This is a genomic window from Anaerosacchariphilus polymeriproducens (genome assembly GCF_003363435.1).
Lineage (GTDB): Bacteria > Bacillota > Clostridia > Lachnospirales > Lachnospiraceae > Anaerosacchariphilus > Anaerosacchariphilus polymeriproducens.
On the sequence record NZ_QRCT01000034.1, the window covers coordinates 98,389 to 118,068 of the forward strand.

Annotated in this window: 20 protein-coding genes; 16 read left to right on the top strand and 4 right to left on the bottom strand. The window is 31.7% G+C overall.

Annotated features, from left to right (window positions below; all coding sequences use genetic code 11):
• Positions 1-7: 7 nt before the first annotated feature.
• From DWV06_RS11365 to hypE, 5 genes are read left to right on the top strand one after another with little or no spacing between them, the layout of a single operon-like run.
• Positions 8-394, top strand: a complete 387-nt coding sequence (locus DWV06_RS11365; RefSeq protein ID WP_235828949.1) for a 4Fe-4S binding protein — start codon at positions 8-10, stop codon at positions 392-394.
• Positions 395-407: 13 nt separating this feature from the next.
• Positions 408-2,660 (top strand): carbamoyltransferase HypF, encoded by a 2,253-nt coding sequence (hypF, locus tag DWV06_RS11370; protein ID WP_162300623.1) that lies wholly within the window; start codon positions 408-410, stop codon positions 2,658-2,660.
• Positions 2,661-2,679: 19 nt separating this feature from the next.
• Entirely contained in the window at positions 2,680-2,898 is a 219-nt protein-coding gene (locus DWV06_RS11375) for a HypC/HybG/HupF family hydrogenase formation chaperone (RefSeq protein WP_115482308.1), read from the top strand.
• 10 nt (positions 2,899-2,908) lie between these two features.
• Positions 2,909-3,955: a hydrogenase formation protein HypD gene (gene hypD / locus DWV06_RS11380; RefSeq protein ID WP_115482309.1), complete on the top strand. Its 1,047-nt coding sequence runs from the start codon at positions 2,909-2,911 to the stop codon at positions 3,953-3,955.
• A gap of 23 nt (positions 3,956-3,978) precedes the next feature.
• On the top strand, positions 3,979-4,965 hold the full coding sequence (gene hypE / locus DWV06_RS11385) for a hydrogenase expression/formation protein HypE (RefSeq protein WP_115482310.1): 987 nt from the start codon (positions 3,979-3,981) through the stop codon (positions 4,963-4,965).
• A gap of 45 nt (positions 4,966-5,010) precedes the next feature.
• Here the strand turns inward: hypE and aroC are convergent, their stop codons facing one another.
• Positions 5,011-6,111 carry a chorismate synthase gene (gene aroC, locus DWV06_RS11390; protein WP_115482311.1) on the bottom strand — a complete coding sequence of 367 codons (1,101 nt, stop codon included), beginning with the start codon at positions 6,109-6,111 and terminating at the stop codon, positions 5,011-5,013.
• A 175-nt stretch (positions 6,112-6,286) separates the two neighbouring features.
• Between aroC and DWV06_RS11395 the strand changes: the two genes are divergently transcribed.
• The 5 genes from DWV06_RS11395 to DWV06_RS19030 all read left to right on the top strand — a co-directional run bounded on the left by DWV06_RS11395 (position 6,287) and on the right by DWV06_RS19030 (position 10,340).
• Positions 6,287-6,859 carry a histidine phosphatase family protein gene (locus DWV06_RS11395; protein WP_115482312.1) on the top strand — a complete coding sequence of 191 codons (573 nt, stop codon included), beginning with the start codon at positions 6,287-6,289 and terminating at the stop codon, positions 6,857-6,859.
• 16 nt (positions 6,860-6,875) lie between these two features.
• Complete coding sequence (locus DWV06_RS11400; RefSeq protein WP_115482313.1) at positions 6,876-7,403, top strand: cob(I)yrinic acid a,c-diamide adenosyltransferase; 528 nt, start codon at positions 6,876-6,878, stop codon at positions 7,401-7,403.
• A gap of 128 nt (positions 7,404-7,531) precedes the next feature.
• Positions 7,532-8,818, top strand: coding sequence for an RNA-binding domain-containing protein (locus DWV06_RS11405; protein ID WP_115482314.1), 1,287 nt, complete (start codon positions 7,532-7,534; stop codon positions 8,816-8,818).
• 187 nt (positions 8,819-9,005) lie between these two features.
• Positions 9,006-9,914 carry a class I SAM-dependent methyltransferase gene (locus DWV06_RS11410; RefSeq protein ID WP_115482315.1) on the top strand — a complete coding sequence of 303 codons (909 nt, stop codon included), beginning with the start codon at positions 9,006-9,008 and terminating at the stop codon, positions 9,912-9,914.
• A 327-nt stretch (positions 9,915-10,241) separates the two neighbouring features.
• Complete coding sequence (locus tag DWV06_RS19030) at positions 10,242-10,340, top strand: putative holin-like toxin (RefSeq protein ID WP_235828861.1); 99 nt, start codon at positions 10,242-10,244, stop codon at positions 10,338-10,340.
• A gap of 176 nt (positions 10,341-10,516) precedes the next feature.
• On the opposite strand, the gene DWV06_RS11415 is transcribed toward DWV06_RS19030, so the two are convergent.
• On the bottom strand, positions 10,517-11,752 hold the full coding sequence (locus DWV06_RS11415; RefSeq protein WP_115482316.1) for a D-alanyl-D-alanine carboxypeptidase family protein: 1,236 nt from the start codon (positions 11,750-11,752) through the stop codon (positions 10,517-10,519).
• A gap of 170 nt (positions 11,753-11,922) precedes the next feature.
• On the opposite strand from DWV06_RS11415, the gene DWV06_RS11420 reads away from it, so the two are divergent.
• The 4 genes from DWV06_RS11420 to DWV06_RS11435 all read left to right on the top strand — a co-directional run bounded on the left by DWV06_RS11420 (position 11,923) and on the right by DWV06_RS11435 (position 15,189).
• Complete coding sequence (locus tag DWV06_RS11420) at positions 11,923-12,789, top strand: metallophosphoesterase (protein ID WP_115482317.1); 867 nt, start codon at positions 11,923-11,925, stop codon at positions 12,787-12,789.
• 150 nt (positions 12,790-12,939) lie between these two features.
• Positions 12,940-13,686: a segregation and condensation protein A gene (locus tag DWV06_RS11425; protein WP_115482318.1), complete on the top strand. Its 747-nt coding sequence runs from the start codon at positions 12,940-12,942 to the stop codon at positions 13,684-13,686.
• A 31-nt stretch (positions 13,687-13,717) separates the two neighbouring features.
• A complete protein-coding gene (scpB, locus tag DWV06_RS11430; RefSeq protein WP_115482319.1) occupies positions 13,718-14,287 on the top strand; it encodes an SMC-Scp complex subunit ScpB in 570 nt (189 codons plus the stop codon).
• A 95-nt stretch (positions 14,288-14,382) separates the two neighbouring features.
• Positions 14,383-15,189, top strand: coding sequence for a methyl-accepting chemotaxis protein (locus tag DWV06_RS11435; protein WP_162300624.1), 807 nt, complete (start codon positions 14,383-14,385; stop codon positions 15,187-15,189).
• A gap of 30 nt (positions 15,190-15,219) precedes the next feature.
• On the opposite strand, the gene DWV06_RS11440 is transcribed toward DWV06_RS11435, so the two are convergent.
• Positions 15,220-16,029: a hypothetical protein gene (locus DWV06_RS11440; RefSeq protein ID WP_115482321.1), complete on the bottom strand. Its 810-nt coding sequence runs from the start codon at positions 16,027-16,029 to the stop codon at positions 15,220-15,222.
• A 183-nt stretch (positions 16,030-16,212) separates the two neighbouring features.
• On the opposite strand from DWV06_RS11440, the gene DWV06_RS18845 reads away from it, so the two are divergent.
• Positions 16,213-17,166 carry a cell wall hydrolase gene (locus tag DWV06_RS18845; protein WP_235828950.1) on the top strand — a complete coding sequence of 318 codons (954 nt, stop codon included), beginning with the start codon at positions 16,213-16,215 and terminating at the stop codon, positions 17,164-17,166.
• 79 nt (positions 17,167-17,245) lie between these two features.
• On the top strand, positions 17,246-18,733 hold the full coding sequence (gene thrC, locus DWV06_RS11450; RefSeq protein ID WP_115482322.1) for a threonine synthase: 1,488 nt from the start codon (positions 17,246-17,248) through the stop codon (positions 18,731-18,733).
• Positions 18,734-18,779: 46 nt separating this feature from the next.
• On the opposite strand, the gene DWV06_RS11455 is transcribed toward thrC, so the two are convergent.
• A complete protein-coding gene (locus tag DWV06_RS11455) occupies positions 18,780-19,670 on the bottom strand; it encodes a chemotaxis protein CheX (RefSeq protein WP_115482323.1) in 891 nt (296 codons plus the stop codon).
• Positions 19,671-19,680 lie beyond the last annotated feature (10 nt).

Here is a 19,680-nt window from a genome sequence, read left to right on the forward strand (position 1 = left end):
ATTTAACATGGCAACTTTAATGAGATTTACCAAAACTGTAATGAAGAATCTTTTTTCTAAACCAGTTACAACAGCTTATCCGGCAGGACCTGCTAAGGTACAGGAACGTACCAGAGGGCAGGTAAGTATTGATATAGATAAGTGTGTTTATTGTACATTATGCGCTATGAGATGTCCTGCAAATGCAATAAAAGTTGATAGAAACAATAAAATATGGGAGATTGATCGTTTTGGATGCATTCAATGCGCGAATTGTGTCAATGTATGTGCAAAAAATGCATTATCAATGGATCAACATTATACAAGTCCCGCAGCTAAAAGTGTAATTGTTACTTATGGAGCGCCAAAACAAGAATCTGAAAAGGAACAAGCTGAGAATAAAAGTGAAAAATAAAAGAAGCTATGATATGAAAAAAGATCAAATTTCTTATAAAATTAATGTTTTAGGTATTGTACAGGGAGTGGGTTATCGCCCCTTTGTAGTACGCTTAGCAAAAGAATGTAATATAAAAGGTTATGTAAAAAATATTGGCGGAATTGTTGAAATCTCCGCAGTTGGCAACAAAGAGGCGATGGATAATTTTATCCACCGCCTTGAGTTGCAAAAACCCCCGGGAGCAAATGTATTATCAGTTGATAAGAAGGAAATAGAATATAAAGAATATTCAGATTTTACTATTTATAAAAGCGGTGATGAAAAACAGTTACCGATTATTTCGCCGGATTTACCTACTTGTAAGATATGTGAGCAAGAATTACATGATAAAAATGATAGAAGATATTTGTATCCGTTCATTAGTTGTGTATCCTGTGGACCAAGATATAGTATTATACGTAAATTACCATATGATCGTTGTAATGTAACAATGGATATTTATCCTATGTGTAAAGAGTGTGAGAATGAATATTCGGATTTAGCTACAAGAAGGTGTCATGCACAAACAATTGCATGTCAGGAATGTGGACCATATTTGATTTGGAACGGTCCTAATGGCGAAGAAGAAGTAAAAGAGAAAGCATACAAAAAAGCAGTTAGTGTACTTAAAAACAGTGGAATTGTTGCTATAAAAGATATTGGAGGATATCATTTTGCCTGTTTGGCTGATTGTGTAAAAGCAGTGAAACATTTACGCCAATTGAAAGGTAGAGAGAAAAAACCATTTGCTGTTATGTTTTCTGACGTAAAACAAATTAAAGAATATTGTTTTGTATCCTCAAAAGAAGAACAATTATTAAATTCTGATCCCAGACCAATTGTTCTGTTAAGAAAGAAAAAAGATTTTTCCAAAGAAGTTTGTGGAGAAAGTTTAGATATAGGAGCTTTTTTACCATGTAATCCATTGCAAATATTATTATTAGAAGATTGTGGTCCTCTTGTTATGACAAGTGCAAATCGTTCTGGAGAACCTATTATAATAGAGGATGAAAAAGTTAAGGCATTAAAAGAGAAAGATTCATTATTGGAAGGTATTTTGTATCATACAAGACAGATATTGACGCCGCTTGATGATTCTGTATTGCGGATGATTGGCAATAAGCAGATTTTTATCAGAAGAGCCAGAGGTTATGTTCCGTTACCTATCATACTAAAGCAAAAATCAAAAGAAGTCATATTTGCAGCTGGGGGAGATTTAAAAGCAAGTTTTTGTCTTTACCATGAGGATAGGGCTTATTTAAGTCAATATTTTGGGGATATGGAAGATATCGATGTTTGTTCAGCATATGAAAAAAATAAAATACGAATGGAAAAATTATTTCATCTAACTCCGAAAAAAAATGTATGTGATATGCATCCGGAATATTTTACTGTTAAAAAAATATATAATTCTAATAATCAAATTATTCGGATACAGCATCATCATGCACATATAGCTTCTGTTATAGCAGAACATGGATTAGAGGGCAGAGTATTGGGGATTGCGTTTGACGGTACTGGTTATGGTACAGACGGAGCAATCTGGGGTGGAGAATTTTTGCTTTGTGAAAAGGAAAAGGTAAAAAGGCTTGGTCATTTATCTTATATTACTTTATGTGGTGGTGACGAAGCCGCAAAAAATGCAGATTTAGTAAAAAATTGTTTTTTGATTAACGAAGGAATAGAAAGTAAAGATGATAATAGTTCATTAATAAAAGCAGCTTTAGATTTTAAATTAAATACATTTCAAACTTCAAGTATGGGTAGATTATTTGATGCTGTCTGTGCTATGCTTAAAATAAAAGACTATAATGATTTTGAAGGAGAATGTGCGGGGCTACTTGAAAATTTAGCAATCATGGCATTAGAAAAAAGGAAAAAACCGTATCCTATGAGACTGACAATTTCAAGAGAAAATGGTATGATTATTGTTAGTACGAAAGGTTTATTTTCTCAAATTAAAAAAGCAATGGAAGAAGGTCATGAAAGGCAGGAAATTGCACTAGGATTTCATTATGCTTTAGTTGATATAATGAAACAAGTATGTGAAATTGTTAAAAAAGAAATTGGTATTACACAAATAGCATTAAGTGGTGGTGTGTTTTTAAATCGTGTTTTAACGGAAGAAATAATGAAATGTCTTAATGACAAAGGTTTTAAAGTATATATAAATGAAAAAGTACCTATAGGTGATGGTGGAATTTGTCTCGGTCAGGCATATTTAGCCGGCCTTATGAAAAAATAATAAAAAGAGGTTGAGAAAAATGTGTGTAGCATTACCAGGAAAAGTAATTAAAACAAATGGAAATCTTGCAACGGTAGATTTTAATGGAAATATCATTCAAGCTCAAGCAGGTTTAGTGGAGGTAAATGAAGGAGACTTCTGTCTAGTACATGCAGGATGTATTTTGCAGAAATTAAATCAAGAAGAAGCAGTAGATATGTTAGAACTGTTTCAGGAGCTCGAAGACTTACAACGTTAAGGAGAAAAGAATGATAACATTAGAAACCATTAAAGATTATTTAAAAAAATATGATGGAGAAGAGCTTACATTCATGGAAGTCTGTGGAACACACACAGCAGCTATTTCTCAATCAGGAATAACCGAAATTTTGTCAGATAAAATTCGCTTGGTTTCTGGACCGGGGTGTCCTGTATGTGTAACAGTAGCTTCTTATATTGATAAATTAGTTTCTTTATCTATGGAAGAAAATACTTGCGTCGCTACATTCGGAGATATGTTACGTGTTCGAGGGAGTGAAAAAAGTCTGAATGATGCAAAAGCATCAGGCGGAAAGGTCATATTAGTTTATTCGCCTATGGATGTTATTGATATAGCGAAAAAAAATACTCAATTGAATTATGTTTTTGCTGCAGTTGGATTTGAAACAACAACTCCGATCTATAGTTTGATGCTTAAACAAATAATCGAAGAAAAAATTGAAAATCTTAAATTATTAACAGCCTTAAAAACAATGCCAAAAGTGATTGATTGGGTATGTTCAGTTGATAGTCCCATAAATGGGTTTATTGCACCGGGACATGTAAGTGTAATAACTGGTAGTGACTATTTTAAAGAGCTTGCTTTAAAATGGAATATGCCATTTGTAGTTTCAGGTTTTGAAGCAATCGATTTATTAAACGCAATATATGCTTTAATAAATTATAAAGATAAAGGAGAAGTTCTAAATCTATATCCTGCTTATGTGACCGATAAAGGTAATAAAGCTGCACAAAAGCAGGTGGAACAGTATTTTACTTCCTGTAAGAGCGCATGGAGGGGAATAGGGCAGATAGAAGATTCTGGCATGCAATTAAAAGAAGAGTATTTAAAATATGATGCAGGAAGCCAAAACTTAATAGAAGACAGTAAAATAAATGAAGGTTGTTGCTGTGATAAAGTTATAATTGGTACGATAAATCCAACACAATGTCCTTTGTTTAAAAAAGTATGTTCACCGGAAACTCCTCAGGGAGCTTGTATGGTTTCTACAGAAGGAAGCTGTTATCATTATTATATCAGTAATAGAAAGCGTTAAAGAAACAGAAAGAAGGCTAATAGATGAAAATAACGATGGCTCATGGAAGCGGAGGAAAAGCAACTTCTGAACTAATACAAGAAGTGTTTGCAAAGGAGTTTGAAAATGAGATACTGAATCGAATGGAAGACAGCGCGTTGGTCAAGGGAAGCCAAAAGCTTGCAATGACAACAGATAGTTTTGTTGTAACACCTATTGTTTTTCCGGGTGGTGACATAGGACATTTATCTATATGTGGAACTGTAAATGACTTGCTTATGAGTGGCGCCAGACCTCAATATTTAACCTGTGGTTTTATAATTGAAGAAGGAACTGAGATAGACACCTTAAAACAAATTGCGAAATCAATGGCAAAAACGGCAAAAGCTGCTGGAATTATGATTGTTGCAGGCGATACAAAAGTAATTGAAGGAAATGGTGGTATCTATATTAATACAGCCGGAGTAGGTTTTGTAGACGAAACAATAGATATTAGCAGTAGTAATTGTGAAAATGGTGATATCGTAATTTTATCTGGAAATTTAGGGGATCATCATGCAACTATTTTGAGTTCACGATTAAGTATTGAAAACACTATAAAAAGTGATTGTGCTCCATTAAATGATATGGTTGAAAATTTATTAGAAAATAAAATTAGAATTAAGGCTATGAGAGATGTGACTCGCGGTGGTTTGGGAACAGTATTAAATGAATTTGCAACAGCTTCTTCTTGCACAATAGAATTACAAGAAGAAAAAATTCCGGTTTCGGATCAGGTCAAATCATTTTGTAAAATATTAGGTCTGGACCCATTTTATATGGCGAATGAAGGAAAGATGGTTGCTGTTGTTTCCAAAGAAGATAGTGAAAAAGCATTAGAATTAATTCGAAATAGTAAATATGGAGAAAATGCAGCAATTATAGGTTCTGTTACGCAAGAGGAAGCTGGAATGGTTTTTGTGAATACATTAATTGGTGGAAAGAGAAAGATAGATATACTTTATGGAGAAGGACTACCAAGAATTTGTTAAATTAAAAAATACTTAAGAGCTGAGAAAGACTCAGCTCTTAAGTATTTATTCAAAAAATTTTATAATTTTATCCAAACGGGAAGTCATACTTCCAAGTAACATATCAAATAAAGTAATAGCTGCCATAGATTCTACTACAACAACAGCACGTGGTACAATAACAGGATCATGTCTGCCTTTAATATTTATATTGAGCGCTTCTCCCTGTCTGTTTACTGTTCTTTGGGTAGCCGAAATCGAAGGAGTAGGTTTAAATGCTGCACGCAAAATAATATCACTTCCGTCACTTATTCCACCTAATATACCACCAGAATGATTCGTTAGTTTTATGATGTTACCTTCTTCATCGTGACCATAACAATCATTATTCTCAATACCGGTTGATTTGGCAGCTGAAAAACCATCACCAATTTCAAATCCTTTTACTGCACCTATGGAAAGAATTGCCTTTCCCAGATTGGCATTTAATTTTTCAAAAGCAGGTTCTCCTATATTTGCAGGCAGATTTTTAATGACGCATTCTACGGTTCCCCCTGATGAATTTTTTTGAGCCATACAATCTTCTAAATATTCTTCTGCATTTTTCGCTGCAATGGAATCAGGCATATATAAAGGATTTTGAAAAATAGTATTAAAATCAAATTGGTTTTTATCAATACTTACAGGACCAATTGAAGCAGTATATGTATAAATTGATACACCTAATTGGTTCAATAGTTTAACAGCAATTGCACCAGCAGCAACACGGCCTATGGTTTCGCGTGCAGAAGAACGACCGCCTCCTCGATAATCCCGAAATCCATATTTAGAATCATAAGAAAAATCAGCATGTCCGGGGCGATAGATGCTGGCAATTTCTTTATAGTCTTTTGAACGTTGGTCTTTATTATAGACAATTAGAGAAATTGGGGTCCCTGTAGTTTTACCTTCGAATGTTCCTGATAAAATTTCAACAGTATCCGCTTCCTTACGGGGAGTAGTATATTTTGATTGACCTGGTTTTCTCCTGTCTAAAAATTTCTGTATGTCTGTTTCATTTAGTTCTAAACCTGCAGGACAGCCATCGATTACAACACCGATGCCTTTTCCATGAGATTCTCCCCAAGTAGTGATTTTAAAAAGTGTTCCATAGGTTGAACCATACATTATATTATGCCTCCTTTTGGCTATCTATCTTAAAAGTAATTTAGGTAGTTATCTAGAAATATTTTAACTAATATATCGAGGAGTGTCAAATTATTAGTGAAAAAGAATAAGTTATATATTATAATATATAATCAAAAGAATAACGAATGGATTTATATGGAAGGACATTCTGAATATGAAAATTACTTTAATACGCCATGGGGAAACAAAAGGGAATTTTGAAAAAAGATATATTGGAGCAACGGATGAACCCTTAAGTTCTAAAGGAATTGGGGAAATAAAACAAAATTTAGAAAAACATGTATATCCGAAAGCAGATATAGTAATTGTCAGTCCAAAGCAGCGCTGCATTCAAACAGCAAAAATCGTTTATTCAACTAAAAATTTGAGAATCTGTGATCAATTGCAAGAATGTAATTTTGGCAGATTTGAAAATAAAAATTATATAGAATTAAGTGGTGATAAAGATTATCAAAATTGGATTCAGAGTAATGGAACCATAGATTTTCCGGACGGAGAATCTATAGTTGAGTTCAAAAGCAGATGTATCAGGGGATTTGAAGAATGTATTAATTTATATGATAGGTTAGATATTGTATTTGTTATTCATGGAGGAACCATAATGTCAGTTCTTGAAAAGTTTGGATTTCCTCATCGTGAATACTTCGATTGGCAAATTAAGAATGGAAACGGTTATACTGGAGAATGGAAAGATGGTAAATTACATAATTTAACGAAACTTTTTTGAAAACAGGAGGGAAAATATGAAGCAAGGATGTATCCATATATATTGTGGTGAGGGGAAAGGAAAGACAACCGCTTCTTTAGGTCTTGCGATAAGAGCTGCAGGGAGTGGAATGAAAGTTATAATTGTTCAGTTTTTAAAAGGAAGAAAAACTTCAGAATTAAATTCTTTAGAGAAATTATCTAATATTAGAGTTATTAGAAATTCGAAAGATTTTGGCTTTTTTCATAGTTTATCACAAGAAGAAATACATGAAATTACTGCAATGCATACGCAGAATTTAAAAATGGCCATTGAAAAAGTAGTATCAGATGAATGTGATTTATTAATTTTAGACGAGCTATGTGCTGCTTATGGAAATTCATTGGTTGATAAAAATATTGTAAAGGATTTCATTTTGAATAAACCAAAACAGTTAGAGCTGGTAATAACCGGAAGGAATCCGGATAATTTGTTTATCGAGCATGCTGATTATATTTCGGAAATTAAAAAAGTAAAACATCCATATGATAAAAAAATTTCTGCTAGGAAGGGGATTGAATATTGATTGTTTATCGTTGGTTGGTTTACAATTGAAAAAGGATTCCATAAAAGAGGTTATTCTCATTGCTTTTTGTCACTCTGTGTGTTATTATTGTGTTAGAAGTGATAGGAAATGATATAAGGAGTGGCATTATGAAACTATATGAAAGTGAAACAGTTGAATTAAAAGAAATCTATACCTCTGATTTGAAAAAAGAAATTGTTGCCTTTGCAAATACAAATGGCGGAACAATTTATGTTGGTGTTCAGGATAGCGGAGAAATTATTGGTCTTGATAATGCTGATTTTGTTATGCAACAGATATCGAATTCTTTAAGAGATAGTATTCGACCAGATATTTCTATGTTTACTAATATTGAGTTATTGCAAGAAGAAAATATATTTTTTATTAAACTTACTGTCAGCCAAGGCACAAAAAAACCTTATTACCTATCAGAGAAAGGACTTAAACCAACAGGAGTATATGTTAGAAGTGGAACCACATCTGCCCCAGCATCTGAAGATGCTATCCGTATGATGATAAAAATGACAGATGGTGATTCATTTGAGTCAAATCGTTCTCTAGTTCAAGATTTGACTCTGAATAGACTAAATGAAGAATTCAAAAAAAGGAATCTAGAATTTACAAAAGTTCAAATGAAAAATTTAGGCATTCTTTCGGCTGATGATATTTACACAAATATGGGTTTACTAGTTTCAGACCAATGTAGACATTCAATTAAGTTTGCAATTTTTCAAGGTACAGATAAATTAGTGTTTAAAGATAGAAAAGAGTTTACGGGTTCTATATTTGTACAGCTAACAGATGCTTATAAAACTATTGATTTTTATAATGGTACAAAAGCAACTTTTCATGATTTATTACGTACAGATGAGAGAGATTATCCGGAAGATGCTGTACGTGAAGCATTATTAAATGCTATCGTTCATAGAGATTATTCCTTTAGCGGCAGCACATTTATTAATCTATATTCTGATCGTTTAGAGATTATCTCTTTAGGTGGATTAGTTTCCGGTTTGTCATTAGAAGCAGCTATGTTGGGGGCATCTCAACCTAGAAATGAAAAACTTGCAGCACTCTTTTATAGAATGAAGCTAATTGAAGCATATGGAACAGGTATTAACAAGATAATGAGCTGTTATAAGGGTTTACCAGTGCAGCCTGAATTTGAAAATGTAGAAGGTGCATTCCGAGTAGTTCTGCCTAACATACATGCGAAAAATTTAAGTCTAGAAGATGAAAAATATTTACCAATACTCAAATTGTTTGAAAAGAAAAAAGAAATTACCCGTTCTGACGTGGAAGAGATTTTGGGGATTGGCACAACTCATGCAATTAATATGCTTAAAGAAATGCTGGATAAAAATTTGATTAGTAAGGTTGGAAACGGTAGATTGACTAGATATGTGTCGAAGTAAAATATAGTGAACTATTATTGAAAAAACAATGAAACTTATTAAATAATTAAGCTACAGATTATAGCATAAATTAAAAAACTAAATTTTAATACTATTATATTACCACAAATTTGTTGAAAAATCAAGAATTGTAAGTAGTTTTTTTAGGTATATACTTAGATTTACTATAACGATTTGGAGGTAAAATATGGAAGAAAAAAGTATAACTGCACGTATATGTGCATTTTCAAGAGCATATCATAGGGAAAAAAACATTGTTAGAATATTTGATGATACAATTGCAAAATTACTCTTAACCGATGAAGAGTATAAAATGATATCACAAAATATGTCTTATGGTATAAATTATTTCAATCCAACATTTTCTGGTAATGATGAGGAAGTATTAAGGTGGATTGTGGATAATCAATTATCACCTACACCACTTTGTAGAGCGGCTTTTGCAGAAAAATCACTGAAAACTGTTGCAGGGTATGGTGCAAAGCAATATTTGATATTAGCTGCTGGATATGATACATTTGCATATCGTCAGCCTAGTTGGTCAAAAAAAATGGAGATTTATGAAATAGATCATCCAGCAACAGCTTCTGATAAAATAGAACGGTTGAGGAATGCAGAAGTAATGATACCTCAAAATGTTCATTATATTAAAGCTGATTTTATGATGGATAACTGGGAAACATTATTGAATGAGGATGTTGGTTTTGATAAGAATAAGCTAAGTTTTTGTAGCATGCTAGGAATGACATATTATTTTTCAAAACAAGTATTTGATAAATTTATTGAAAGAATTAGTTCTATTATTCCAGATAATAGTACTATTTTGTTTGATTATCCAGATGAAAATTACTTTTCTGAGAAAATCGGTGAAAATAAGTATGCAAAATTAGCAGCAGCTGCAAATGAAAACATGATAACTTGTTACTCATATAAGGAAATGGAAACATTATTGGCAAAACATAATTTTTTAATTTTTGAACATCTTGATTCTACTGAAATGACAGAACAGTATATCTCTAACTATAATGAAGCAAATCCAATACATCGAATGTCTGCCCAGAATAATGTAAATTATTGCATGGCAGTTAAGAAATGAGAGCAATGAATTACAATTTGAACTAAGAAATATTTATTTTCGTTTCATATTATAAAAGCCAAATTGTACTGTTATTTCTCCCAAGGCGCTTTTATTTTCATCTCTATATAATTTACATTTTCCGAATCAATAATTTAAAAGTGTGGTTGCATCTTTAAATCGAACTTATGAATTAAGAAATTGTATGGGAGTTTCTACTACATATATAGCCAGTGATTTATGGTTTAGTCAAAGACTATATACAATAACAGGAAAATATTTGGTACTATGAGGTTATTTATATTGGGAGTGGGAACGGTTGCCCCTTGAGAAAGGGGGGAGATGCCTATGCAGTATGTTACATATGATAACTTAATCCAATTTGGATTGTTCATTATAGCACTGATAGGTCTTGTACACAAGATAAGTCATAAAGACAAAAAATAACCGCCCCTGAGAAAGTCGGTTATTTTTTAAATAATCCATTTACAAGGGGTACAACTTAGTACCACTCTTTATAATGTTATTGTAGCATAGGTGTTAGTAAATTTCAACAAAAAAATAGCATTGTAAGAATATATGTACAATGCTATTTTTTCTTTAACGGTTTATTTTAGCTTATATTATAAAAGCCAAAAATGAAATGATTTTTTAAAATAATCTTTTATGGAAGCTTTTTTAACAGAGGAGGTAAATATTATATTTACGCTTCCAATTTCTTTGCCTTTTAATGAGTAAATAGCTTCACCAGCGACATCTCCTTTTTTGATAGGAGCTTTGGCTGGATTCAATTTTATTTCTTTTTTAATTGAGGACAAATTGCTGTCCTCGTTATCTAAGTATGAAAATTCAGATGCATATGTAATTCCAACCTTGTCTTTTACTCCATTTTGTACTGTAACTTCTCCCAAGGCGTCTTTATTTTCATCTTTATATAATTTACATTTTCCGAATCCATAATTTAAAAGTGTGGTTGCATCTTTAAATCGGACTTTATAATCAGGAGCAGCCATAATTACTGCAATTAGTTCAACATCATCTTTTTTTGCTGTTGCAGAAACACAATATTTTGCTTTACTGGTAGAACCGGTTTTTAAACCAGTGGCATATTGATATTGCTTGATTAGTTTATTTGTATTTGTAAGTCCGAATTCGGTAGAACCTTTCTTTGTCTCATGAGTTATATTTTCCATCCAGACAGTAGAATAATCATGGATTTGAGGATATTTTAAAATTAATTCACGAGACATTAGAGCAACATCTTTAGCACAGGTCATATGGCTATCAGCATCTAAACCACAACAATTAACAAAATTTGTACTATTCATTCCAAGTTCTTTGGCACGCTTATTCATGTGTTTCACAAATTCAGCTTCACTACCATCAATATGTTCAGCCATAGTAACACACGCATCATTTGCACTTGCAATAGCAATACATTTAATTAAAGTTTCTACCGTTTGTGTTTCACCATACTCTAAAAATACTTGTGATCCGCCCATACTTGCAGCATATTCTGAGACTGATACTGTATCATCTAAATGAATTCTGCCTGATTTTAATGCATCAAAAATTAAAATAAGAGTCATAATTTTTGTAATGCTGGCAGGATGTAATTTTTCATCAGAATTTTTCTCATAAATAATAGTTCCGGTTGAGGCTTCCATTAATATTACTGATGGTGCAGAAATCTCCAGTTCAGCAGTATCATCATCTGTTGGAGATTTGGAGTTTGATGAATCTCCATCTATCGTTTCCTCTTGAAAAAAATTCCTATTGAAGGATTGTGCATTAACGGGTTGAAAAGAAGTAATTAAAGTCAGACATAGTATAATTGGGAAAAAATGTTTATAGAACATGGAGACCTCCATTTTTTATTAATCTATACATTTTAAGAGATAGCCCCAAGAATTATGCATCATTTTAATAAATAATAGCATAATTTTCTTGCCACCCAAAATGAGGTGTAGTAAAATGAGAGAGCTTAACTTGTATCGGTAAAGAAGTGAAAGATAAGGAGAAAGAATACATGCTTATATATTTTATCATAGCTGTTATTTTAACTGTAATCATAATTGGATTGTTATATAGAGAGACAAAGCTATTTGAAATAACAAGGGATGAAGTCAGATTGGAAAAAGTAAAAGGAAAAAACATAAAGATTGCATTTTTATCAGATTTGCATAATTATTCCTATGGTAATGATAATGATATAATCGTAGAAGCGATAAAAAGTGAAAAGCCGGACTTAATTATTATTAGTGGAGATATGATTATTGCAAAACCTAATAGAAAAAATTTTGATGTAGCATTAAGTTTACTAAAAAGACTGCCTTCTATAGCACCGGTATATTATGCAAATGGAAATCATGAATATCGTATGAAAATTTATGAAGATACTTATGAAAACGGATATTCTTATTTTAAAGAAAGCCTGAAAAACTGTGGAATTCAACTACTAGAGAATGAAAAACATGAAATTAATATTCATGGAAATCTATGTTCCATTTATGGGCTAGAAATCGAAAGAGAATATTATAAACGTGGAAAAAAAGTACTAATGAAGGATGAATATTTGAAAGAAGTTCTTGGAACTTCGAACGAAAAAAAGTTAAATCTGCTTATTGCACATAATCCAATCTATTTTCCGGAGTATGCAAAATGGGGAGCAGATATAACTTTTTCCGGCCATTTACATGGAGGTTTAATTCGGATTCCGGGGATTGGAGGCATTGTTTCTCCTCAAATGGAATTGTTTCCAAAATATGATGCAGGAATTTATGACTTGAATGGAAGAAAACTTATTTTAAGCAGAGGGCTTGGGGCACATACAATTCATATACGTATTTTTAACCGAGCAGAACTTAAAATACTAAATGTAAAAAGTAAATACTAATTATGGTATAAAACAAAAAAACAAATACTAAATCTTGTGAAAAGCTTGAATTTTGAATGATTTCCTTGTAAAATATAAATAGACTTATGGCGTAATAGTAATTGCGTCATTTCTTATATAAATAATTTGAAAACAGATTAGGGTGAAAAAATGGGTATTCCAGTAAAATTACAAGTGTTTGAAGGTCCTTTGGATTTATTACTTCACTTAATTGATAAAAACAAAGTAAATATCTATGATATACCAATCGTGGAAATTACCAAGCAATACTTAGAATATATCAAAGAGATGCAACGACAGGATTTGAATATTATGAGTGAATTTTTGGTTATGGCCGCAACATTGATTGATATCAAATCAAAAATGCTGCTGCCGGCGGAAGTGAATGAAGATGGTGAAGAGGAAGATCCCAGACAGGAATTAGTAGAAAAATTGCTGGAGTATAAAATGTATAAGTATATGGCTTTTGAATTGAAAGATTGCCAGGTAGGTGCTCAAAAAGTACTATTTAAGGAACCATCTATTCCTAAAGAGATCGAGGATTATAAAGCACCTATAGATATGAATGAACTGATTGGTGATTTGACTCTATCAAAATTGCAAACAATTTTTAAATCCATTATAAAAAAACAGGTAGATAAAATGGATCCCATTCGTAGTAAGTTTGGCAAAATTGAAAAAGAAGAAATTAGTTTAGAAGAAAAGATGCGATATATTGAAAATTATTTGAAAGATCATTTGGAGTTTAGTTTCCGACAAATCTTGGAAGAGCAATGTAGTAAGATTCATATTATTGTTACTTTCTTAGCCATATTGGAATTAATGAAGACGGGAAAGATCACCATTTCACAAGAATATACATTTCATGATATTAAAATTCAGGCGTGTATAAATTGAAATTAGTTTTAGTAAAAGAGAGGAATTATTTGTGGAAATAAAAAAACTAGAGGCTGTGATAGAAGCTATTTTATTTACAATGGGAGAATCTGTTGAGCTGGAACGGTTAGCTTACGCAATTGAGCAGGATAAGGAAACGACTAAAAAATTGGTATATAATTTAATACAGAAGTATGAATCCGATAACAGAGGTTTAAAGATAATCGAATTGGACGGAGCTTTCCAGATGTGTACAAAGAGCGACTATTATGAGTATCTGATTCGTATTGCAAAAGAACCTAAGCGACATGTTTTAACGGATGTTCTATTAGAAACATTATCAATTATTGCATATAAGCAACCGATTACCAAAATGGAGATCGAGAAAATACGTGGTGTTTCCAGTGATCATGCAGTCAACAAACTGATTGAATATAATTTAGTGGTTGAATTAGGCAGATTAGATGCACCGGGGAGACCATTGCTGTTCGGAACAACAGAAGAATTTTTAAGAAGTTTTGGTGTACATTCATTAGAGGATTTACCAACATTAAATTCTGAACAATTAGAAGAATTTAAAGTTCAGGCAGAAGAGGAAATACAATTGAAGTTAGATGTGTAAATGGTCAAAAACTTTATAGAAATTACTTGAAAATTTTCTGAATTTATTGTAATATTATGACAGATATTCATATGAAAAAAGGGAGGCAGTATTATATGAGCAGAGTTGATTCGTTAAAAGAGTTTTTACCACTGATAAATACAATTTCTAAAGATGACGTTGCAGTATTTATATTTGTTGAGGGAGTATGCGTAGGGAGTACCCAGGCAAAAGGATTTAAATTACCAATTCAAATTGGGACAAAACTAGATATATCAGATAAGGTTTATGAAGTTCAAAAAACGGGTACAGCTCTTGATATAAATATTTCCAAAGAGGTATACGGAATACCGGTAAGAGAAAAAATTGTTCCGGTTGCAGGAGAGGATCAAAGAATTGAAGCCGTTATGGTTTGTGTATATGAGATGAGTAAATCTGAAGAAGCAAAAATTTCTTCTGAAAACTTAATTGAGTCATTAGAACAGACACAAGTAGGAATTGAAGATATTGCTAATGGAGCACAAAGCCTGGCTTCACGACTAAATAGTATACAAGAAGTCTCCCAAAAAGTCAGCACAAAAGTAGGTGAAGCATCTGCAGTGGTTAACTCTATTAGAAGTAATGCATCCAGATCCAATATTTTGGCTCTAAATGCATCAATAGAAGCAGCAAGAGCTGGAGAAGCCGGACGTGGTTTTGCAGTCGTAGCGAATGAAATGGGTAAATTAGCACAAATGAGTGGTGAATCAGCGAAACAAATCAACGAAACGTTAACAGAAATGTTTGAATCGTTAAGAGAAGTGACCGATCAGGTAGAAGGCGCTAATGATGTAGCCAGTCTGCAAGCTGCTGCTGTCGAGGAAATTACAGCTACTTTAAGTAATATAACGAATGCAGCCGAAAAATTGACAACAATGGAATAAAAGAATGATACATAAATAAAAACTCGTCTTTCATATTTTGGAAGGCGAGTTTTTTAGATATTCTAAAAATTTTTTAGATATATTAATTTTCATATAGGTATTTGCATAATCTTTTGCTGTTAAAGAAAGTATATAATTGGTTTCAAAATTTTTATTCCACCCATTTTTTTTCGCTAAATCAACAGCTTTATTATAAGCTACGGCAGCTTCTTCTATTGTATTGTAATTACCAATTAAGAAGTCACCATTTAAATGTATTTTAGTTTGAAAATATACGTTATCATTTTCTTTTTCTATTTTCCGTACACCATAATACGGATTCACAACAATAATATTATTATATCTAAAATCATTCTCATCTCCATTTAAATAATAATAGTCTATCCCCGGTACCGCATAGTTCTTAATACCAAAACGAGATAAAATATTAATCTGCATACCATAATCAGAAACAAAAAGATATCCGTTTCTTTGCATTATCTTATGACTTGAAAAGTAAAATAAATCGTCAATTTCAAAAGTTAGAATTTTTTTTGGAGAAAGATAATAATAGAAGAAATGTTGTTTTAAATAAATAGGAGTTTTTATATATAATCCATTGTCCCGAAAATTAATCATGCAAACCCATTTTTCAAAATATAAAATAGTATTTTCTTTACGATAATCAGAAATTGAAATGTTTGGATGGGTCGTTAAATAATGTGCTTCAGCGTAGGCTGAATGCGCATCGATTTCTCGTGTATAACTTCCAAGACTAATATGTTTATTCTTATAAGTAATTGAGGAACGGTAGTAGATATTACCGTTTTTTTTCTTTGCCAAGTATACGCCAGGTAACATTTTATAAACCTCTCAATGTTTAAATTTTTTTGATTTTACATAAATTATTATAACATTTTTATGACTGATTATGAATATTAAAATTAGAAAAGGTATAAACTGTTAAATAAGTGTTAAAAATAATTCATATATTAGTAATAACTGATATTTTCAAATTCAGTATAAAAAAAGAAGGGATAATATATGTATAAAAAAATGAAACACAAAATTAATAACAAAATTATATGGACTATAGTATATTTCAGTATACTATGTCTGGCAATTGGATTTGCTGTAAAACAAGAAAGAGAAATTGTTGATACCATGGTATTAGGAATGGAAAATACAGTAAGCAAAGAAAAAGAATTAGAAGATACGCAATTACTAATAGAAAAAACTGAAATAGAAAATACAAAAGTAAGAGAAAATGCTCTTAGTGTAATAGAAAAAAGTACCGCAGAAATGGTTAAGTTAAAGCAAGAAAAAAATAAACAAAATAAAATAGAAGCAGATGAAGAAAAAAATAAAGATATTCAAACAGAAGATCAAATGAAGGAAGACGCTATAAAAGAAGAAGAAAACATACAGGAAGAAAAATTAAAAGAGGAAAATCTGCCAGAAGATAATGTGCCGGATGTGACAGAAGAAAATGTGCAAGATGTGTCAGAAGAAAATGTACAAGATGAAAATGTACAAGATGAAAATGTACAAGATGAATGTGATAACCAAGAATGTTCGAATACGCAAACCAACAATGCTATTCAATTACCGAATAATGATTACGATGTACTAGTAAGAATAGTTGAAGCGGAAGCAACTGGAGAAGATATGAAAGGTAAAATTTTAGTTGCAAATGTAATATTAAATAGAGTTAAACACGAAAGTTTTCCAAATACAGTAACAGATGTAGTATTTGAAACTTGTGGAGGAAGTCCACAGTTTTCACCTACTGCTGATGGAAGATTTGATTCTGTAAGAATTTCTGAAGGCTCAAAGGAGGCGGTGAATCGAGCATTGGCGGGAGAAGATTTCTCAAATGGAGCATTGTATTTTTCTGCACGTTCACATGCAGACCCCAATAATATGAGCTGGTTTGATACACATTTAAAATGGTTGTTTAAATATGGAGGACATGAATTCTATGCATTAAAAGATTAGTAATACTTGTATGCAATTGACAGATATGCTATAATTTTACCGTTAATGAAATCTTAGGGAAAAGAAAAGGATGAGATAGATGAATTTGTTATACAAGAGCACAAGAAGCGAAAATGAGACGGTAAAAGCATCAGAAGCAATTTTAAAAGGGTTAGCAGAGGATGGTGGTTTATATGTACCTTCCAGTATCCCAAAATTAGATGTTTCAATCGAAGCATTATCTAATATGTCATATCAAGAAGTTGCCTATGAAGTAATGAAATTATTTTTAACCGATTTTACAGAAGAAGAATTAAAATTATGTATTCAAAAAGCTTATGATAAAAAGTTTGATACTGATGAAATTGCACCGTTAGTTAAAGCGGATGGAGCATTTTATTTAGAATTATTTCATGGTCCAACCATAGCATTTAAAGATATGGCGCTATCTATTTTGCCACATTTACTTACCACATCAGCGAAAAAAAATAAAATAAAAAATGAAATTGTTATCTTAACAGCTACATCAGGTGATACAGGGAAAGCTGCTTTGGCAGGCTTTGCAGATGTTCCTGGAACTAAGATTATAGTATTTTATCCTAAAGATGGTGTAAGTCCAATTCAGGAAAAACAAATGATCACACAAAAAGGTGAAAATACTTTTGTAGTAGCTATTGATGGAAATTTTGACCAAGCTCAGACTGGTGTAAAAGAAATGTTTAGCAACCAGTCACTTGCGAATGAAATGGAAAAGGCCGGTTATCAGTTTTCATCTGCTAATTCAATAAATATTGGAAGATTAGTTCCACAGATTGTATATTATGTATATGCTTATGTTCGTTTATTAGCAAATAAGGAAATTCAACAAGATGAAAGAATTAATGTTGTAGTACCAACAGGAAATTTTGGTAACATTCTAGCAGCATATTATGCAAAAAACATGGGAATTCCAATTCATAAATTGATTTGTGCATCAAACGAAAATAAAGTGCTATTTGACTTTTTTTCAACAGGTAATTATGACAAAAATAGAGATTTTGTTTTAACTTCTTCACCATCAATGGATATATTAATTTCTAGTAATCTGGAACGATTGATATATAATATTGCAGATCAAGATGCAAACAAAAATAGAAGTTTTATGGAATCATTATCTAAGAGTGGTGTTTATAAAATTACAGATGATATGAAAAATAAATTAGTAGATTTTTATGGAAATTATGCTACAGAAGAAATGACAGCATCAACAATATATGATTTATATAATTCTACAGGTTATGTGCTAGATACACATACTGCAGTAGCAGCTAGTGTGTTCAAACAATATGGTAAAGAAACGAATGATACAACAAAAACTTTGATTGCATCTACTGCAAGTCCATTTAAATTTACTCGAAGTGTTATGAATGCAATAGACAAAAACTATGATAAAATGGATGAATTTGAATTAATTGACGAATTATCAAAGCTTTCCAATGTTGAAGTGCCTCATGCAATCGAGGAAATTCGTAATGCAGATATATTACATGATACGGTCTGTAAAGTAAATGAAATGGAACAAACAGTACGTAATTATTTGAAAATATAACAATGTATAAAAAATGCTGCCTCTATTTGAGACAGCATTTTTTTCATTAGGTCAATTCAATTGTAAAAATAAGATTCATTGTTCCAAATGGAAAAATGATAGGAATAAAATACATAGAAGGATATGTTAGTATTCGTTCCTGTTTAATTTCAGGAGGATTAAGACTAAGTTCTATATCAAAATCATTTGACATATTGACTGTGAATAATCCGTTATGTAAGTTTAGAAAATCTTCGATCGATGCACTAACATATTCGTCAAATTCTTCAAATGATTCATCAGCATATCTGGAAGCAAAAGCGATTGCTGTTGCATGATTCATATCTAAAGCAGTCGTTGCAGAGAAGGAACCGGTAATATCTTGTGATACACAAAAATTAATTGGATATTCAGGAAAAGCAGCTGCATGCAAGGGGGTGAAATCTTCACCTATAAATCTTAGTAAATTACTAAAAAATAGATTTAAATAGTTTACAAATTTTTCTTTTTGTTCCTCTGTACCAGGAAAATTATAAAAAGATGTAATTAAATCTGAATATTTATCTTGTGTGGCATGAATAAAATCAATATCTTGGATTTTAAATTGTGCTTGATATTCAGCCAGAAGCTCTTCAAATTGTGCATTGGTAATATACTTACGGTCTATAAGAATTTGTCCAAATAGGAGGTAATTGGGTTTTTGAGAAGTTAATAATTCATTAACTTGTTCAGGAGTCAAATAACCCTGTTCAATTGCTAATTCACCAAAACGTTTATCAACATGAGTTTGCATAATATGAATACTTTCAACCTCGCTAGCCGTCATATATCCATAATGTATTGCAAGTGTACCAAGTTTTAGATGGGTAGCTTTTTGATATGATATTGCATCAATCAGCTGTTCAGGAGTAATGACTCCTTTGTTTAGAATAAAATTACCGAAAAATTGTGTATACATATTGTCCTCC